Origin of the sequence: Glutamicibacter sp. NPDC090743 (assembly GCF_044769125.1) — a bacterium.
Classification (GTDB): domain Bacteria; phylum Actinomycetota; class Actinomycetes; order Actinomycetales; family Micrococcaceae; genus Glutamicibacter.
Genome location: NZ_JBIVXE010000002.1, coordinates 149,515 through 167,817, shown reverse-complemented (window position 1 = coordinate 167,817; position 18,303 = coordinate 149,515). Strand labels below are relative to the sequence as shown.

The window sequence follows — 18,303 nt, the reverse complement described above, 5'->3', positions numbered from 1 at the left end:
GTTAGCGGTTAGTTGGAGTTTGGTTCCCGGCCGGATCCGCCGGTTCCCAACGGACCTCATCCGGTTGCTTCTCATCCCGCCAGCCGCGCCACACCGGGTGGCGCAGAAGGCGGTCCGAGGTCAGTTCGCTGTATCGGACTTCTGCCACGTATTTCGGGCTCACCCAGTGCGCATCGCTTTGATGCGCTGCCGGGATGTTCTTGGCCGGGGGAGTCTTGCGTTCGATCTTTTCAAGCCGCTCGCGGATTTCGGCCAGTTGCGCGTCGCTGAATCCGGTGCCCACCCGGCCGGCGTATTCTAAGCCGCCATTTCCCGGAATGGCCAGCAGCAGCGAGGCCAGGCTGCGGCTGCGCGACCCCTGTCCAGACCGCCAGCCAATCACCACAGCTTCCTGGTGCCGCTGGTGCTTGAGCTTCACCCAGCTGGTGCTGCGCCGGCCCAGCTCGTAGACGGAGTCGCGTTCCTTGGCCACCACGCCTTCCAGGCCCAGCGCACGGCTGGTCTCGATGGCCTGCTCCAAGGTCCCGGTGTGGGCCGGCGGCACCTGCACGTACTGGTGGTCGAGATCCAGGCCCGCAAGCCGCTGGCGGCGTTGCTCGTAGGGCAGGGCAGTCAGATCCACCAGTCCTGCATCCTTGTCATATGGCAATTGCAGCACGTCGAAGACCATGTACTGGATCCTGATGGCCGAGGCCTGCTTCGTGCGTTTCTTCCGCTGGTGGGACACCCGTTGCTGGAGCAGCGAGAAGTCAGGGCGGCCCGAAGAATCCAGGGCGACGATTTCCCCGTCCACCACGGCGCGTTCCGGCAGCAGCGAACCGAGGATTTCGAGTTCCGGGAAGTCTCCGGTCAGGTCGTGGCCGTTGCGGCTGATCAGCTTGGTTTTGGCGCCATCGACTACTGCCAACGCGCGGTAGCCGTCCCATTTCATTTCAAAGCTCCAACCCGGCTCGCCGGAGATCTCCCGAGCAGTGCCGGCAGTGGCCAGCATGGGGCGCAACGCTTGGCCCGACAGATCAGCCACGGCCTGCTTGGCGCTAGGCTCGCGAGCAGCCTCCGGTTCTCCGTCACCGGAATCAGCGGACGTTCCCGCATCGGCTCCTACCGGCTGTTCCTTGGCCAGCTGCAGCAACCAATTGTCCTTGCCGCCCATCCCTGCGGCCTGGATCAGCACGAACCGCCGGTCCACTCCGCCCAGCCCGCCCTCGCGTGAGCCGGTGAGCACCGCGATGACTTCTTTGCCTTCGCGCCACTTCTCGATGGTGCAACTTCCCGAATCCCAGATTGACACTTCCCCGGCACCGTATTGGCCCTTGGGGATGCTGCCTTCGAAGCTTGCGTAGGAGAGCGGATGGTCTTCGGTCATGACCGCCAAGCGCTGGATTCCTGGTTCCAGGGGTGGGCCTTTGGGCACCGCCCAGGAGACCAGCACTCCGTCGTGCTCCAGGCGGAAATCCCAATGCAGCGCGCGGGCGTGGTGTTCCTGGATAACAAAGGAGAAGCCGGTGCCGTCCTTTCCGCCCGGCTGCACGGACTGGGAATTCCCGGATTGCTCCGGCACCGGTTCAGGTGTCAGCGCCGCATCGCGCTTGGAGCGATAGACCGCTAGGCGATCGGGGTCCTGCTGTTGTCCCGAGGTCAGCTGCGCCAGCGGATCGATTCCATCAGCAATGCGGTCCAGCACCTCGTGGAAGTCCAGCTGCTCCAAACCCGGCGCTTCGATTTCTTCCCAGGTCCGCGGGGCCGCGACAGTGGGCCGTGCCCGGCCGCGCAGCGAATACGGACAGACGGTAGTCTTCGAGGCGTTATTCTGGCTCCAGTCCACGAACACCTTGTTCTCGCGCAGCGAGCGCTTCATGCTGGCGAGAACCAGTTGCGGATGCTCCTTCTGCAAGGTGGAGGCCAACTCCTTGGCCACCTCGTTGACCTGCTCCGAGGTGTATTTGCCATCCAGTCCGGCATAGAGGTGGATGCCCTTGGAACCGGAGGTCACAGGAAAGCTGGGCAGGTCCATGCCGTCAAGGATCTCCCGGCAAATCAAGGCGACTTCAGCGCACTGCTCCAAGCCGGCGCCCGGACCGGGATCCAGGTCCAGCACCAGCCGGTCCGGATTGGCAGGTTCCAGCGAGGAATCGAAGCGCCACTGGGGAACATGGATTTCCAGCGCAGCCACCTGGGCCATCCAGGCCAGCACCGCCTCGTTGTTCACCAGCGGATAGGTATTGGAGTGGGTCTTGTGCTGCAGCTTGGCCGAGGGAATCCAGCCTGGGGCGGAGTCCTCGAGATCCTTGCGGAAAAACACCTTGCCCGGTTCTTCGGGGGTCCCCACGCCGTCCACCCAGCGCTTGCGGGTGGCCGGGCGCCACGCGGCATGCGGAATCAGCACCGGGGCCACCTGCTGGAAGTAGTCCATGACTTCGCCCTTGGTGGTCCCGGTCTGCGGGTACAGGACCTTATCCAGATTGCTGACCTTCAGCGTGTGCCCCGCGACGGTGACGGTTTGCTCCCTGCGTGCCATGCGCTGTCCTTTGCTTTGCCTTATGAGGACCAATCTTCCCGAGCGGCGCCGGGGAATCCAGCGTTCCAAGCAAGCTTTGCGTTTCGCGCTGCCGAACCTCAGCGCCGCCTGCCAGTATTGCCGGGGGCCGTGACGCGCTGGCCGGAAAGATGCTTCACTATGCCCATGCGAGCTATCTGGACTGGATCAATTGCCTTCGGCCTGGTGAACGTGCCGGTCAAGGCCTACGGCGCCACCGAGGACCACGACATCGACCTGCACCAGGTCCATGACAAGGACGGCGGACGGATCCGCTACGAGCGCCGATGCGAAGTGTGCGGGAAGAAAATCGCCTACAAGGATCTGGACAAGGCCTATGAGGACGGGGAACGGACCATTGTGCTCACCGATGAGGACATGGATGCGTTGCCTGCGGAGAAGAGCCGTGAAATCGAGGTGGTCCAGTTCGTCCCGGCCAGCCAAGTAGATCCCTTGATGCTGGAGAAGAGCTACTACCTCCAGGCGGACTCCAAATCGCCCAAGGCCTACGAGCTGTTGCGCCGAACGCTTCAGGACACCGAGAAGCTGGCAGTGGTGCGCTTCGCCCTGCGCCAGAAGACCCGGCTGGGCATTTTGCGTGTCCGATCCAAGGTGATGGTGCTGCAAGCGGTCATGTGGGCGGACGAGCTGCGCGATGCCGAGGCAGTGGCACCGGAGAAATCACCGCGGATCAGCGAGCAGGAACTGAAGATGTCTGCCGCCCTGGTAGACCAGTACAGCAGTGATTTCACGCCGCAAGAGTTCCAGGATGACTACCAGGTCCAGCTGCAAGCGCTGATCGAAGCGAAAATCGAGCAGGGCGAGGACCTGGATACCGAGGCGACCTTCGGTTCCCCGGACCAGGACAGCGAGTCCGGGGAGGTCATCGATCTGATGGAGGCGCTCAAGCGCAGCATCGACGGGCGCAATGCCAAGGCCCCGGCCAAGGCAGCCAAGGATGGGAAGGCCTCTGCGGCGAAGAAGCCAGCGGCGAAGAAACCTGCGAAGAAAGCGGCGGCAGCCAAGAAACCAGCCACGAAGAAGGCAACGGCAAAGGAGGCCTCCTCCTCGCCACACAAGAAGAAGGCCTCCGGTTCCGGGAAGAAAAGCGCCTAGCCGCTAGGGTTTGAGCACCACCTTGATGCACGCATCCTGCTTCTTCTGGAAGGTCTCGTACATCTGCGGGCCGTTCGAGAGCGGCTGCTCGTGCGTGACCAAGTCGTCCAGGCCCAGCGGGTCGGCTGCATCCTCGGCCAGCGGCAGCAGCTTCTGGGTCCATGAGCGCACATTGCATTGGCCCTGGCGGATCTGGATCTGCTTGTCGAACAGCTTCACCATCGGCATCGGGGTGGCGGCCCCGGCATAGACGCCGCTGATCGACAGGGTGCCGCCGCGGCGCACGGCATCGATGGCCGAATCCAGCACGCTGGTGCGGTCCGCGGAAACGTTCTCCATGGCCAGCTGCGCGGCCTTGTCCGGCAGCAACCCGGTGGCTTGCTGGAACATCGAGGAGACCGGGGAACCATGGGCTTCCATGCCCACCGCATCGAGCACGGCATCGGGGCCGCGACCGGTGCGTCCGCGCAATTCGCCCACGGTGTCCTTGGTGAAGTCCAGGGTCTGGATGCCGTGGCGCTCGGCCATGGCGCGGCGTTCTGCCACCGGGTCGATGCCCAGCACCTCATAGCCCAGGTGCCGGCCGATGCGCGCGGCGAGCTGGCCCACCGGCCCGAGGCCGTAGACCGCGAGGGTTCCGCCGTCGGGGACATTGGCGTAGTGCACGCCCTGCCACGCAGTGGGCAGGATATCGGAGAGGAAAAGGTAGCGGTGGTCGGGCAGCTGGTCGCCTACTTTCACCGCACCGTAATCGGCATGGGGCACGCGCAGGTATTCGGCTTGGCCGCCGGGCACCTGTCCGTAGAGTTCGGAGTACCCGAAGAATTGGGCGCCCTTGCCGTGCTTGCGCACCTGGGTGGTCTCGCACTGCGACTGCAGGTCGTGCTGGCACATCCAGCAGTGGCCGCAGGAGATGTTGAACGGTATGACCACCCGGTCGCCTACCGACAGCTTGGTAATGCCGCTGCCAACTTCTTGGACGATGCCCATGGTTTCGTGGCCCAGTACGTCGCCCGCATGCATGTAGGGGCCGAGCAGCTCATAGAGATGCAGGTCCGAACCGCAGATTGCAGTGGAAGTGACCTTGATGATGACGTCCCCGGGATCCTGGATCACCGGATCCGGGACATCGCTGAAACCGATCTTTCGCTTACCTTGCCATGTCAATGCTTTCAAGAGGTTGTCTCCTAGTCATATCGTTGCCGGCGGAACACAAGCGCGGATCAGTCGGTATTGAACTGGTCGGTGTCCACCTGGTCCGGGTCCTGCTCCTCGGCTGGCTGCTCGAACGCGTCTTCGTGGTCCCCGACAGAATTCTGTTTTTCCTCCGCGGGCTCATCGGGAGTTCGAGTGGTCCCCGCTCGCGGTTCTTCTTCTGGCTGGTTGGATTCCATGGATTGTCCTTTCTTCATCAGAGGGGCGATGGCACCGACCATTCCACACCGGGCAGCAGGGAACAAGGCAAGTTTGATGGGCATTGCCTGTGAGTCGAGGATCCCCGGAATTCCGGGGAACAAGCGTGCACTGCCGGTGCCGGTTCCTGCAAGGTTGCTGAACGGCACTGCAGGCCCGGGCGCGACTTCCTAGTGTGTGCTGTGGGAGCGGGCCAAACTGCTGCCCTGAGAGCTGCGAGGTGCTGATGAGCGTGCAAGAGCCCGAGAAGCGCACGGTGGGATTAATTGCCGACCCTGGCATAGCCGACGCGATGGCCAATCGGATCGCTGCCCGGCTGGAAGGGGTCATGGAGAAGCTGCAGGAGCACGAGCAGCAATGGGACGTGCAGGTAGCTCCCTTTTCCCTACCCTTGGGGGAGAGCGGACGGGTCGCGCTGAACGACAAGGTGCCCAGGCTGCGGGAGAAGCATGGCTGGGACTTCATCATCTACCTGACCGATGCACCGCACTATGTGCAGAACCGTCCGGTGCGTTCGGTGATTTCCGTCGAGGATGCCTCGGCTGTGCTTTCCATGCCCAGCCTCGGGTTGGCCCGGCCGCGCACCGTGGCACGGGAACTGGCCGAACTGGTCAGGGAATTGGCTACCGGCAAGCAGCCGGCTCCGCCTCCGACCCCGCTGGGACGGGCGATGAGCGTGCACGCCAGCCGGCAGGACGGGCAGAACGAGCAGAACCGCATCTCGAGCATCGAGGGTTTGCGTGGGCGGTTGCTGCTGATTGCCGGGATGGTGCGCAGCAACCAGCCGTGGAAACTGGTGCCGCGGCTTTCCTCCGCGATGGCAGGTGCGGTGGCCACCGGTGCCTTCGGCGTGTTCTACACGAGCATTTGGTCCATGGCCGACTACCTGCCTGTCGGGCGGCTTTCGCTGATCACGGTCTCAAGCATCCTGATCCTCACGCTCTGGCTGCTGCTGCACAACCGGTTGTGGGAGAGGCCCAAGGGCAACCGCCGCCGTGAGCGGATGGTCGTCTACAACGCGGCCACCGTGCTGACGGTCGGGTTTGCCGCGACGGCCATGTACTTGCTCTTGTTCCTTGCCCTGCTGGCAGGCTCGCTGATTGTCATTGACCAGGAATACCTCGCCTACCAGCTGCGCCATGATGTCACGATGGCCGAATACATCAATCTTGCATGGCTGGCATCCTCGCTGGGAACCATGGGCGGGGCCATCGGCTCCAGCTTTGACGAGGTCAAGGAAGTCCAGCGCGCTACCTTCAGCCAGCGCGAATACGAGCGGAGGAACATGGAATTCACCATCAGCAAGGATGACGTGGATTGATCCCCGGGCGCTATCGCCCGGGGACCGGTTCACGGCCCTACGGCTGGTTCTTGCCGCCGTTCACATGCACCGTGGAACCGACCACGTATGAAGCCTCATCGCTGGCCAGGAACACATAGGCCGGGGCCACTTCCACCGGCTGGCCGGCCCGGCCAAGCCAGGTATCGTGGCCGAACTCAGGCAGCGCCTCGATCGGCTGGCCATCCGAAGGCTGCAACGGAGTCCAGATAGGGCCGGGAGCCACGGCATTGACCCTGATGCCCTTCTTCGCGGCCTGGGAAGCCAGCGACTTGGTGAAGTTGCTGATCGCGCCCTTGGTGGCGGCATAGTCCATCAGGTGATCCGAGGGATCGAAGGCCTGGATGGAGGTGGTGTTGATGATGGAGCCGCCTTCGGGAAGCACCTGCAGGGCTGCGCGGCTCAAGGCGAACATCGCGAAAATGTTCACATCGAAGGTGGCTTCGACCTGCTCGTCGCTCAGCTCTTCCAGGGACTCGACGCTGATCTGCTTGCCGGCGTTGTTCACCAGGATGTCCAAGCCATCCAGCGCGGTCACCGCCTCGTCGATCAATGAATCGCGGTAATTGCGGTCCCGCAGGTCCCCGGGCAGCAGGTGGACTTCGACTCCCGCATCTTCCAGGACCCCGGCGATGGCGTCGGCGTCAGGCTGTTCGGCGGGCAGATAGGCCAAGGCGACCTTGGCCCCCTCGCGGGCAAAGGCGACGGCCACCGCCGCGCCGATGCCGGAGTCGCCGCCGGTGATCAAAGCGCTCTTTCCAGACAGCCGGTCCCGGCCCTTGTAGCTGCGCTCGCCGTGATCCGCCTTGGGCTTCAGATCCCGGTCCAGGCCGGGTTCCTGCTGGCGCTGTTCGGGCGGGCTGATCTTTTCCTTGCCGGCGCGGTCTTCGCTTTCGGTACCGAGCGGCTCAGAGCGGTTCTGGGGATTCTTCTCGGGCATGGGATTTCCTCCTGCTGTTGCGGCAGGACGCCGGCGCGGTGCGCTCAGCGGCGTCCGGGTTCACATCCAGTGTGCTCCGGGCCTTCCGCTGCGCCAGGATCACCTCCACCTTCGGCGGCAACAGCCAGACTTTTTTCTGCGAAGATCCAGTTTCGCACCCCGCTGCATGAATTGTGCTACCGCTGAAGTCTGGGATTCAGCGCAAAGTCCGGCAGGGGCACTGTCCCCTGATCAGCGAAGTGGCTAGCGTGGAACGCACAGTGCTGGCACTGCAAAAGGGCCAGCTGGCGAAGCGTACGAGGGAGGAAACCCATGGCAGGCAAGAGCCGGATCAAGGATGAAGAACTCTACGAGGAGCTGCGCGAGGAGGGGAACTCCAAGCAGAAGTCGGCGCGCATCGCCAATGCCGCCGCCCGCGACGGCCGGTCAGCAGTGGGCAAGCGCGGAGGCAAAGCCGGAGACTACGAGGACTGGACGGTCGGGGAGCTGCAGGACCGGGCCAAGGAAATCGGCATTGATGGCCGTTCGAAAATGCGCAAGGCCGAACTCATCGAAGCCCTGCGCAATTCATAGCAGACCGCCACGGAAGGAGACACAATGAGTGAACGCGAGAAGCCCGAGAATCCGGCTCGCACCACCCAACCGGATGAGGATGCCCAGCCAGGGGACGAGCGCGTGGTTCGCCGCGGCAGCATCAACGAGAACACCGAAGATGAATCCGAGGAAAGGGAAGAACGCTATGACGCGGGCTGAACTTTCCCTCCAGCGAAGGGAAAAGCCATGACGGGCAAAGCAGCGGACAGCCCCCGCAAACATCGCGCTGGCCTGTGGCTGGCGATTGTCGGCGGGCTCGTGGCCGTAGGATTCGCCATCTATGCGCTGCTCGCAGCGCCTGACAGCACCTCAGGGCCGCTATGGATCGTGGCCGGCTGGGGCGCATTGGTCTTCATCTACGGCCTGTACCGCGTGATCCGGGGACCGAGCTCCTTGGACGATCCGCGGGGAGGCACAGACGCCAACGGACGGTGACGGCGTTCCCGCCAGGAGAATCGCATGAGAACAAGGGCAGAGCGTCCGGGAAAACCATGGTTTTCCCGGACGCTCTGCGTTGCGGTCCGGCTGGGCTGGGAGATCCTAGTCCTGGGAAATCCCTTCGACCAGGTTGCCGGTGCTCTGCTCGTCGTAGTAGCGGGCGACGTCTGCTTGGGCGAGCATGCCGACTAGCGAATGCCCGTCGATGACCGGAAGCCTGCGCACCTGGTGTTCCTGCATGGTGCGGATTGCTTCTTCGACCGAGTCGTCTGCTCCGATGGTGACCGGCTTCCCCTGGGCGTAATCGGCCACCTTGGTGCTGGAAGTGACCACACCGTCGGCCACGGCGTTGATGACGATGTCCCGGTCAGTGATCGTGCCGGCCAGGCGGTTGTCTTTGCCGCAGATCGGCAGCATGCCGACCCCGAGGTCCTTCATCATCTGGGCGGCGACTTGAATCGAGTCCTGCTCCTTGACGCATTTGGCAGGCGAGGTCATTAGTTCCTTGGCTGCAACCATGATCGTGCTCCTTTCGCGTATTCCTGTGGGACACCCTCCACGCTCAAGCACAGCAAGCTGGTCTTCAACCATTGCCAGCGAGCTTGCAGATGCGCCCCCTCGACTCTGGCAACAGCCGATTAATCATGTACTTGTGCCGCCAATAGCTGGTAGTTGGTAGAGAACCGGGAAACGCAACGTGAGGAGAATGACCATGGGATTCATCGACAAAGCCAAAGATGCCATTTCGCATGCTGCCGACAGATTCAAGGATCCCGACAAGGACCTGGTTGAGAATCTCTGGCCGCTGGGGCAACCCGACGACGAACACCTGCCAGCCGACTCCGGGGAACCATCAGAAGAGGACCTGGAGCAGCCCGGGAATCACCTGCCTCCTGTCCAAGGAGCCGACCCCGACCTCGACGATTCCCCGGAAGACCAGTATTCCGAAGGCGAAGGGGACCGCTAGCTGTTCCATGGCCAATCCGAGTTCAGGAGGCAATCCATGCAGACCTGCGATATCTGCGGCAATGCAAGCGAAATGGTGTTCACGCTCAGCCGGAACGGGCGCTCTGGCCGCTTCGACAGTTTCGAATGCGCCATCCACGCCATGGCCGAAAGGTGCGCGCACTGCGGTTGCGCCATTCTGGGCCACGCCGTCCACCACGGCCCGAAGGCGTACTGCTGCCAGCACTGCGCCGAACATGCTGAGCCATGAGCGCGACAAGCGACTTCAGCCACCCCGCGCTGCTGCTCATTGACCTGCAAGAAGGATTCTTCGAGGATCCGGCTCTGGCACTGGCCCGCCAGGATCTGGCAGCCCGCTGCAACCAGTTGGCCGTAGCGGCGAGGGCCTGCGGATACCCGGTGATCAGCGTGCGCACCGTGCACAAGGAAGACAAATCCACCTGGACGCTGAAGATGCTCGAAGACGACCAGGGCTACCTGTTCGAAGGAACGGGGCAGGCCGCGTACCTGGCGGAGTTGGAACTGGACGGGGCCATCGAGGTGGTCAAGCGCAGGGACAGCGCTTTCTGGAATACGGCGCTCAAGGACCTGCTGCTGCAGCGCCGCGCCAGTTCGCTGGTGCTCGCCGGGGTCTCCTCCGAGACGTGCATCTCCGCCACCGCGGCCGATGCCTTCGCTGCGAACTTGCCGGTGGCGGTGGCCACCGATGCCACCGCATCGGCCGACCCGGATTTCGAAGGGACTACCTTGGAATTCATGCGCAAGCAGCATCGGCAGAAGCTGAAGACCACCTTGGAAATCATTACCGATTGGAAACACGACAAGGAGCTGGAATGTCACTGAATAATTCTGAATTCGACGACGTGCGCAAGGACTCGGACACGGACGAGCCGTTGGATGGGCGCGATAGCCAGCCGGCGGCTGGGTCATCGGATGCACCCCAGGCCCAGGACGCCGAGGATCCATTGCGCGGAGCAGACCGGGTGCTGGAGGAAAACGACGGCGATCCCTTGGCGCTCAATCCCGAAACGCTGCTTCCCGAACCGATTGACGGGCAGCGTCCGGTCGACGATACGCTGCTGGACTACCCCGACCAGGATGACGAGCAAGGCCTGGACGCCGAGCGGACCGCCAACCTGCCGGACCAGCGTGAAACACCCGATCAGCAGTAGCGCACCGGTGGGCTGAGAACCGCAGAAGGGGCATCCCGTGCAGGGATGCCCCTTCTACCATTGCCATCGCGTGGTCACGGACGGGATTCGGCCTCCTGGGTGAAGAAGGAAATCTTGCCGCTGGCTTCCAGTATCGCCAGCCGGATGCTGCTGTAGTTCTCGATGCCAGCCTGGCGGGCGAGCATGCTCAATTCGTCCAGCCCAATGCGCTCGTTGTGCAGGGCCTTGCGGTCCAGGACCCCGTCGCGGATCAGCACAATCGGGCGGCCCTGCATCAGCTTGCCCAGCTTGGGCCAGCGCATATTGGCGAAGTTCAGCGCAGCGGCCAGGACCACCATGGTGAATACCGCCAGCAGGCTGCCGGTGAGCGAACGGTCCTCCATGGTGATGCCCTGCTGCACCAGATCGCCCAGGACGACGAACAGCACCAGCTCGAAGGAACTGAGCTCGCCCAGGGTCGATCTGCCGGCGGCGCGCGTGACCAGCCACAGGATGATGAAGGCGGTGGCTGCGCGGATGACGATTTCCATCAGGGGATCCTCCAAGTTCTGATCTTCAGGTCGGTGCTTTCGCCGTTGGCAGTAATTCCGAGCACGCCTTTGGCGCTCGGCGACCATTCGTCCGAAGCCCGGCCCGTGAGGGTGGCAACCATCTGCCGCGACCCCGGTGCCGGGGCCACCTCGAATTCAATGGTTCCGTCAGCTCGGCTCGACTCGGACTCCGGTTCGGGAAAGGCCGATAAGTCCTCGAAGAGCATGAGATAGTCCTCGCTCAGGTCCAGCGTGATGGTCTCGGGCAAAGGGACGGCAGAGCTGATCCCAACCCTCAGCTGGATTTCATTGCCGGCGCGGACCACCGCGGGAAACTGCAGCTGGACCGTGAAGCCGTCGGCCTGTTGTTCCATGCTCTTCTTCTGGTCGAATGCGCCGAGCAGAGCCGCCAGCACGAAGGCTGCAATCACGAGCAGGGCGGCGAGGCTCAGCAGCCGGCGCCTGCGATTGCTGTCCTCCGAGGTGATGTCATCCAGCGTCGAGTCGCTGATCTTGGCCTGGAAGATATTCAGCATGGGATTTGGGCCCTCCTTGCGCTCTTGCTATCGAGGCTAAGCCGATTCGCCTGCGCCAGGACCAGCCGAGTTCCGGTTCACAGGCGGCATCCAGTTCGCAGCGGCTGGCGCTGGCGCCAACCTGTGCGTTGCGGCCGACCGCTTGAGCCGGCCCGGAAGTGGTGCCACAGTTGCACCAGGAGGAGGAGATCATGACCGTAAACGACCGCATTGAAAGCACCGAATTGGCCTCTCGGCTGGAGGCTCTGCCGCAGTGGCGCAAGCTGGCCGGGAAGCTCTGCACCGTGTACGAGACCAAGAGCTCGGCAGAAGCCATCGAATTGTTCAGCGACATCGCTGGCGCAGCGCAGATGGCCAACCACCATCCTGATGTGGACTGGCGCTACAACCTCTTGTTCGTTTCGACCGTGTCCCACGACGCCGGTGGCGACATCACCGAAAGGGACCTCGCGCTGGCCTCGGAAATCACGCAGCGGGCCGCCGCCTTGCATGCCAAAGCGCGCCTGGATTTGATCAAGGTGGTGGAAATCGGCATCGACACCGACGACGCCCAAGCCATAACCGGGGATTGGGCCGCTGGCCTGGGCTACCGCGAGCAGCCCGACGGCAGCCTCGCCGATCCTGCGGGCAGGTTGCCGGCCATCTGGTTCCAGCACACCCCGACGCCTCATCCCTCACGGCTGCATCTGGATGTGTGGGTTCCCCACACCGAAAGCGCTGCCGTGCTTTCGCAGCTGGAGAGCCAGGGTGCGGTGCTCGATGAGCGCAGCGCTCCGGGTTTCACCATAGCCAGCGACCACCAGGGCAACCGCTTCTGCATCTGCACCGAGCAGGACCGCTAGCGGCCTTGGCCTGAGCCGGCCATTGCTCCCGGTGCAATCGACCGGATTCTGGACTGTCCTGCCGGCCAGGGGATAGATTGACAGCGGATAAGCCAGCGGGGCCTTGGGGGCTCGGATGCTGGCCGCGATGGAAGGAAGCCAATGGGCACCGCACAGGAAATCACCGCCTCGATCTCGCAGCAGCTGCCCTGGCAGGCCGAGCTCTATAAGCATTTCCACCGGCATCCGGAACTGGGCCTGGCCGAGCACGAGACCTCGGCGCGAATCTGCGAGGAACTGGAGGATCTGGGCTATGAAACCTGCCTGATCGGCGGTACCGGAATCGTCGGAATCCTGCGCAATGGCGAGGGGCCGGTGGTACTGGCCCGGGCCGACATGGATGCCCTGCCGGTCGCCGAGGACACCGGGCTGGAATATTCCTCCACGGTCCGCGGTGCCATGCACGCCTGCGGCCATGACATGCACATGGCCACCTTGCTGGGCGCGGCCCGGTTCCTGGCCGGGAACCGCGAGCGCTGGTCCGGCACCTATCTGGCGTTGTTCCAGCCAGCCGAGGAAACCGCCGCAGGGGCCAAGGCCATGGTGGCCGACGGGCTGGTGGAGAGGATCCCGAAGCCCGATGTGGCGCTGGCCCAGCACGTGATGCCCGTCGAAGCGGGGAGGATCGGCACCACCGCGGGACCGATCCTTTCCGCCGGCGACAGCCTGCGCATCACCGTCTACGGGCGCGGTGCGCACGGCTCGATGCCGCATAATTCGGTGGACCCGGTAGTCCTGGCCTCGTCCATCGTGCTCAAGCTGCAGACCATTGTTTCGCGTGAAACCCGGCCCGGGCAGTTCGCAGTATTGACCGTCGGCGCGTTGAATGCCGGTAGCGCCGCGAACATCATCCCGGACCGGGCCCAGCTGCTGCTGAACATCCGCACCTATGATCTCCAGCTGCGCCAGCACGTCATCGACTCCATCGAACGCATCGTGCGCGGCGAATGCGCCGCGGCCGGCTCGCCCAAGGAACCGGACTTCGAGTTCTACGACCAGTTCCCGCTGACCAGCAATGACGCGGCGGCCAACGACCGGATCACCAAGGCCTTCGAAGCCCACTTCGACCAGGGCCAGGTCTACCAGGCCGAACCGGCCACCGCCTCGGAGGACTTCAGCGTCATCCCCGATGCCTTCGGCATCCCGTACGCCTACTGGACGGTGGGCTGCGCGGATCAGGACGCCTACCGGGCGGCGGTCGCCGAGGGCACCGTTGCCTCGAAGATCCCGGCGAACCACTCGCCATTCTTCGCCCCGGTGATCCATCCGACCCTGGAAACCGGAACCCGCGCCCAGGTGGTGGCCGCCTTGGCCTATCTGGGCCACGGGGCACAGGACTCGGCAGAACGATGATGTCCACCGCAAGAGGAGCTGGTGGCAAGTAACCGGCACCTGTCCTGCCGGTAAATACACGGTTTATGATTAACGCCACCATGCCCGGGATCCTGCGGGAATGCGGATGCCTGACAGTGATTGATAAAGATCAATCGCAAGGATGATTCAAAGTGTCCAAGGCGAGCGCTAGACTGGCAATCGCTCTTCAATCACGCTGCCCTTAATCCGAAGGTCCAGCATGCCGGAGAGCTTGATGCCAGCGAGGATTTTCCACATGCTTCTCAAGCTCATCTTAAAACACTCCAAGCCGTATACGGGGTGGATCATTGCCGTAGTCATTTTGCAGCTGGCCACCACCGTGGCCACTCTTTATCTCCCTAGCCTGAACGCCAGGATCATCGACGTCGGCGTGGTCGAAGCCGATATCGACTACATCTGGCGCACCGGCGGACTGATGCTGGTGGTGGCCCTCATCCAGGTAGCCACCGCGGTGGCAGCCGTCTATTTCGGGGCCAAGACCTCCATGAGCGTGGGCCGCGACATCCGCCAGTCGGTCTTCGAGAAGGTCTCGACCTTCTCGGCCCAGGACGTCAACAAATTCGGCGCCGCCACCTTGATCACGCGCGGCACCAACGACGTGCAGCAGATCCAGATGCTCACCTTGATGGCGTTGAACTTCATGATCACCGCGCCGATCATGTCCATCGGCGGCGTGATCATGGCGATCCGCGAAGATCCCGGACTGTCCTGGCTCGTTTGGGTTTCGGTACCGCTGGTGCTCATTGTCGTGGGACTGCTGGTCATCAAGCTCATGCCGCTGTTCCGCGATATGCAGACCCGCATCGACGGGATCAACGGCGTGCTGCGCGAGCAGATCACCGGCATCCGCGTGGTGCGCGCCTTCGTGCGCGAAGAGCATGAGAAGCAGCGCTATGCCGATGCCAACCAGAAGCTGACCGACCTCGGTGTCAAGGTCGGCAACCTGTTCGTGCTGATGTTCCCGGCGATCACCATGATCCTGCACCTGTCCACCGCCGCCGTGCTGTGGTTCGGCGGGCACCGGGTGGATAACAACCAGGTGGAGGTCGGCGCGCTGACCGCCTTCCTGCAGTACCTGCTGCAGATCCTGATGGCGGTCATGATGGGTACCTTCATGGCCATGATGATTCCCCGTGCCATGGTCTCGGCCGACCGCATCTCCGAGGTGCTCGACAGCGAGCCGAGCATGCTCGACGCCGCCGAACGGCAGGTCGCGCTGCCCACCCCGGGCACCGTGGAATTCAAGAACGTCAGCTTCGGATACCCCGGCGCCGAGGCGCCGGTGCTCAACGATATCTCCTTCACCGCCAAGCCGGGGCAGACCACTGCCATCATCGGCTCCACCGGTGCCGGCAAGACCACTTTGCTGAACCTGATCCCGCGGCTCTACGACGCCACCGAAGGCGAAATCCTGATCGGCGGGGTGCCGCTGAGGGAACTGGGACGCGACACCATTTCGCGGAACATCTCCGCGGTGCCGCAGCGCCCCTACCTGTTCTCCGGGACCATCGCCAGCAACCTGCGCTTCGGCGCCCAGGACGCTACCGAAGATGACCTGTGGGATGCGCTGAGAGTGGCCCAGGCCGACGGTTTCGTCGCCGAACGCGAAGGCCAGCTGGATTCGAAGATCTCCCAGGGCGGCACCAACGTTTCCGGTGGCCAGCGCCAGCGCCTGTGCATTGCCCGGGCCCTGGCCGCGAAGCCGAGCACCTACCTGTTCGATGATTCGTTCTCGGCACTGGATGTGAACACCGATGCCAGGCTGCGTGCGGCCCTGGCCGAACCGACCAAGGACGCCGCGGTGATCATCGTGGCCCAGCGCGTATCGACCATTACCGGTGCGGACCAGATCCTGGTCCTGGACCATGGCGAAATCGTGGCCCGGGGTACCCACGAGCAACTGCTCGAAACCTCGGAAACCTATCAGGAAATCGTGGCATCCCAGCTGAGCGTGGAGGAGGTGGCCTAAATGGCGAAGAAGCAGAAGAATATCGATCCGGAACAGCTCGAAAGCGAGCTTGCGGACGTCAATGAATTCGATGCCGCGGCGGGAGCCGACGACTGGAGCGGTGGCGCCCCGGTACGCAAGGCCGAGCATTTCTGGCCATCGGCCAAGCGCCTGGTCGGGCTGATGTCCCCGTACAAGCTGGGCATGGTCCTGGTGTTCGCGCTGATCACCGTGTACGTGGTGCTCTCGGTGATCGCACCGCGGATCCTGGGCAAGGCCATGGACGTGATCTTCGCCGGGCTGATCGGCAAGAACATCCCGGCCGGCACGCCCGCGGAGCTGGTGATCCAGCAGCTGCGCGACTCCGGGCAGGGCACCCAGGCCGACATGCTCTCCAAGGTGGACTTCGTCCCCGGGCAGGGCATCGACTTCACCCAGCTTTCGCAGTACATCCTGATCGTGCTCTCCATGTACTTCGTCGCTTCGCTCTTCTCGTGGGCCTCGGGTTGGCTGCTGAACAAGCTGGTCATGCGCGTGGTATACAACCTGCGCAAGGACGTCGAGGACAAGATCAACAAGCTGCCGCTGAACTACTTCGACACGCGCCAGCGCGGCGATCTGCTCTCGCGCGTGACCAACGACGTGGACAACATCCAGAATGCGCTGCAGCAGGCGCTGAGCCAGCTGGTCTCCTCGGCCATGACCGTTATCGGCATCGTGATCATGATGTTCGTGGTCTCCTGGCAAATGGCGCTGATCGCGCTGGTGGCCCTGCCGCTTTCGGCAGCTGCCGCGGGCATTATCGGCACCCGGGCGCAGAAGCTGTTCACCGCGCAGTGGAAGAACACCGGCGCGCTGAACGGGCAGATCGAGGAATCCTTCTCCGGCCACGAGCTGATGAAGGTCTTCGGCCGCGAAGCGGACATGGTGGACCGCTTCACCGCGCGCAACGAGGAACTGTACAAGGCCAGCTTCGGCGCCCAGTTCGTCTCGGGCATGATCATGCCGGTGATGAACTTCGTGTCCTACCTGGCCTACGTGGGCATCGCCGTGGTGGGCGGGCTGCGCGTGGCTTCGGGCACGATGAGCCTGGGCGACGCGACCGCGTTCATCCAGTACAGCCGCGAGTTCACCCAGCCGCTGGGCCAGATTGCCGGCGTGGCGAACATGCTGCAGTCCGGCGTGGCTTCGGCTGAACGCACCTTCGAGCTGCTGGACGCGGAGGAACAGGAACCGGACGACGCGCAGGACAGCCTTCCTGCCCGCGCCGACGGGCATGTCTCCTTCAAGAATGTGTCCTTCTCCTACTCCCCGGACAAGCCGCTGATTGAGGACCTGTCCTTCGATGCGGATCCGGGGCACACGGTGGCGATTGTCGGGCCGACCGGCGCGGGCAAGACCACGCTGGTGAACCTGGTGATGCGCTTCTACGAGCTGAACTCCGGGAAGATCATGCTCGATAACCGCGATATCACCGATCTTTCCCGCGCCGACCTGCGCTCGAAGGTTGGCATGGTGCTGCAGGACGCATGGCTCTTCGGCGGAAGCATCATGGAGAACATCCGCTACGGCCGGCTGGATGCGACCGATGAGGAAGTGATCGCGGCCGCGAAGGCGACCTTCGTGGACCGTTTCGTGCGCGCGCTGCCCGATGGCTACGACACCATCATCGACGAGGAAGGCACCAACGTGTCGGCCGGCGAGAAGCAGCTGATCACCATTGCCCGCGCGTTCGTGGCCAACCCGTCGCTGCTGATCCTGGACGAGGCGACCAGCTCGGTGGATACCCGTACCGAATTGCTGGTGCAGCAGGCGATGGCCGCGCTGCGCAGCGACCGCACCAGCTTCGTGATTGCCCACCGGCTGTCCACGATCCGCGACGCGGACACTATCTTGGTGATGGAGTCCGGCCGGATCGTGGAGCAGGGCAACCACGAGCACCTGCTGGGGACCCAGGGAGCCTACTACCGGCTGTACCAGTCGCAGTTCGCTGGCCCGGCCGAGGACGTGGATGCGAATCCGGATACGGCTGCGGTGCCCGCGGTAACCGGCGGAATTCCGCTGGCTGAGACGCCGGTTCCCGGATCGGAGCCGAACCTCGATTCCTAGGAACTAGGGATACCTGGTAAGCAGTGATGCGACAGCCGTGGCTGGGATGGGCACAACCCGTCCCAGCCACGGCTTTTCCATGCCCGTTTTCCATGCCGGGGCGAATGAAGCTGGAAGGTTGCACGCTCGCATAGGGGAAACCAGCAACCCCAGCGATTTCGGTAAGCTTTGGAGCGATGATTCCTGCGAAACCCGCCGGAGCGCACAGCCCGTTTTCGCGTACCTTCGCGTCGAGCGGTCCACGGAAAATCGACCTTGCCGCGGCCCTTTGAATTCTCGCGAATGTCAAGCAGTTTTTTCTTCCGAAAAGGTGTTGCCTAGGTAACAAACTTAAACTAGAGTCTAGTTTCAGTTATTGAATATAAGTAACCCCGGTCACATTCTGGGCGGGGAGCGAAGTTCCCTGATTGG

19 protein-coding genes are annotated in these 18,303 nt (G+C 63.4%); 12 read left to right on the top strand and 7 right to left on the bottom strand.

Translation table 11 applies throughout. The annotated features are described in order from the left end of the window. Position 1: 1 nt before the first annotated feature. Complete coding sequence (locus ACIQTS_RS04145) at positions 2-2,518, bottom strand: ATP-dependent DNA ligase (protein ID WP_402471456.1); 2,517 nt, start codon at positions 2,516-2,518, stop codon at positions 2-4. A 165-nt stretch (positions 2,519-2,683) separates the two neighbouring features. On the opposite strand from ACIQTS_RS04145, the gene ACIQTS_RS04140 reads away from it, so the two are divergent. Beyond that, positions 2,684-3,652: a Ku protein gene (locus ACIQTS_RS04140; protein WP_402471453.1), complete on the top strand. Its 969-nt coding sequence runs from the start codon at positions 2,684-2,686 to the stop codon at positions 3,650-3,652. Positions 3,653-3,655: 3 nt separating this feature from the next. On the opposite strand, the gene ACIQTS_RS04135 is transcribed toward ACIQTS_RS04140, so the two are convergent. After that, positions 3,656-4,828 (bottom strand): alcohol dehydrogenase catalytic domain-containing protein, encoded by a 1,173-nt coding sequence (locus ACIQTS_RS04135; protein ID WP_365942834.1) that lies wholly within the window; start codon positions 4,826-4,828, stop codon positions 3,656-3,658. A 47-nt stretch (positions 4,829-4,875) separates the two neighbouring features. After that, complete coding sequence (locus ACIQTS_RS04130; protein WP_402471451.1) at positions 4,876-5,046, bottom strand: hypothetical protein; 171 nt, start codon at positions 5,044-5,046, stop codon at positions 4,876-4,878. Positions 5,047-5,291: 245 nt separating this feature from the next. Here ACIQTS_RS04130 and ACIQTS_RS04125 point away from each other — a divergent pair, with 245 nt between their 5' ends. Next, positions 5,292-6,386, top strand: coding sequence for a hypothetical protein (locus ACIQTS_RS04125; protein ID WP_402471449.1), 1,095 nt, complete (start codon positions 5,292-5,294; stop codon positions 6,384-6,386). A gap of 37 nt (positions 6,387-6,423) precedes the next feature. Here ACIQTS_RS04125 and ACIQTS_RS04120 read toward each other — a convergent pair whose 3' ends face one another. Next, the gene (locus tag ACIQTS_RS04120; RefSeq protein WP_402471446.1) at positions 6,424-7,344 is read right to left on the bottom strand and encodes an SDR family oxidoreductase; all 921 of its coding nucleotides are present in this window, start codon (positions 7,342-7,344) and stop codon (positions 6,424-6,426) included. 312 nt (positions 7,345-7,656) lie between these two features. On the opposite strand from ACIQTS_RS04120, the gene ACIQTS_RS04115 reads away from it, so the two are divergent. Genes ACIQTS_RS04115 through ACIQTS_RS04105 form a run of 3 tightly spaced genes read left to right on the top strand, consistent with a single transcriptional unit; the run spans position 7,657 to position 8,373 of the window. Next, positions 7,657-7,917, top strand: a complete 261-nt coding sequence (locus ACIQTS_RS04115; RefSeq protein ID WP_332499151.1) for a Rho termination factor N-terminal domain-containing protein — start codon at positions 7,657-7,659, stop codon at positions 7,915-7,917. 24 nt (positions 7,918-7,941) lie between these two features. Next, the gene (locus ACIQTS_RS04110; protein ID WP_181149051.1) at positions 7,942-8,097 is read left to right on the top strand and encodes a hypothetical protein; all 156 of its coding nucleotides are present in this window, start codon (positions 7,942-7,944) and stop codon (positions 8,095-8,097) included. Between the two features lie 27 nt (positions 8,098-8,124). Continuing rightward, entirely contained in the window at positions 8,125-8,373 is a 249-nt protein-coding gene (locus tag ACIQTS_RS04105; RefSeq protein WP_105656078.1) for a hypothetical protein, read from the top strand. 105 nt (positions 8,374-8,478) lie between these two features. On the opposite strand, the gene ACIQTS_RS04100 is transcribed toward ACIQTS_RS04105, so the two are convergent. Then, the gene (locus ACIQTS_RS04100) at positions 8,479-8,895 is read right to left on the bottom strand and encodes a CBS domain-containing protein (RefSeq protein ID WP_402471441.1); all 417 of its coding nucleotides are present in this window, start codon (positions 8,893-8,895) and stop codon (positions 8,479-8,481) included. Positions 8,896-9,088: 193 nt separating this feature from the next. Here ACIQTS_RS04100 and ACIQTS_RS04095 point away from each other — a divergent pair, with 193 nt between their 5' ends. The 3 genes from ACIQTS_RS04095 (at position 9,089) to ACIQTS_RS04085 (ending at position 10,514) form a co-directional block, all read left to right on the top strand. After that, complete coding sequence (locus ACIQTS_RS04095) at positions 9,089-9,343, top strand: hypothetical protein (protein WP_332728707.1); 255 nt, start codon at positions 9,089-9,091, stop codon at positions 9,341-9,343. 245 nt (positions 9,344-9,588) lie between these two features. Further along, positions 9,589-10,185 (top strand): cysteine hydrolase family protein, encoded by a 597-nt coding sequence (locus ACIQTS_RS04090; protein WP_133834811.1) that lies wholly within the window; start codon positions 9,589-9,591, stop codon positions 10,183-10,185. Continuing rightward, positions 10,176-10,514: a hypothetical protein gene (locus ACIQTS_RS04085; protein WP_105656083.1), complete on the top strand. Its 339-nt coding sequence runs from the start codon at positions 10,176-10,178 to the stop codon at positions 10,512-10,514. Before ACIQTS_RS04090 ends, ACIQTS_RS04085 begins: the two co-directional genes overlap by 10 nt. 74 nt (positions 10,515-10,588) lie before the next feature. On the opposite strand, the gene ACIQTS_RS04080 is transcribed toward ACIQTS_RS04085, so the two are convergent. Next, positions 10,589-11,044: a DUF421 domain-containing protein gene (locus ACIQTS_RS04080; protein WP_133834812.1), complete on the bottom strand. Its 456-nt coding sequence runs from the start codon at positions 11,042-11,044 to the stop codon at positions 10,589-10,591. Next, on the bottom strand, positions 11,044-11,580 hold the full coding sequence (locus ACIQTS_RS04075) for a hypothetical protein (protein WP_402471437.1): 537 nt from the start codon (positions 11,578-11,580) through the stop codon (positions 11,044-11,046). Before ACIQTS_RS04075 ends, ACIQTS_RS04080 begins: the two co-directional genes overlap by 1 nt. A 191-nt stretch (positions 11,581-11,771) precedes the next feature. On the opposite strand from ACIQTS_RS04075, the gene ACIQTS_RS04070 reads away from it, so the two are divergent. From ACIQTS_RS04070 to ACIQTS_RS04055, 4 genes are all read left to right on the top strand, one after another. After that, a complete protein-coding gene (locus ACIQTS_RS04070; protein WP_332595004.1) occupies positions 11,772-12,422 on the top strand; it encodes a 4a-hydroxytetrahydrobiopterin dehydratase in 651 nt (216 codons plus the stop codon). Between the two features lie 141 nt (positions 12,423-12,563). Continuing rightward, complete coding sequence (locus tag ACIQTS_RS04065) at positions 12,564-13,814, top strand: M20 family metallopeptidase (protein WP_402471434.1); 1,251 nt, start codon at positions 12,564-12,566, stop codon at positions 13,812-13,814. A gap of 256 nt (positions 13,815-14,070) precedes the next feature. Next, positions 14,071-15,804, top strand: coding sequence for an ABC transporter ATP-binding protein (locus ACIQTS_RS04060; protein WP_402471432.1), 1,734 nt, complete (start codon positions 14,071-14,073; stop codon positions 15,802-15,804). Further along, the gene (locus ACIQTS_RS04055) at positions 15,805-17,892 is read left to right on the top strand and encodes an ABC transporter ATP-binding protein (RefSeq protein ID WP_365942825.1); all 2,088 of its coding nucleotides are present in this window, start codon (positions 15,805-15,807) and stop codon (positions 17,890-17,892) included. Positions 17,893-18,303 lie beyond the last annotated feature (411 nt).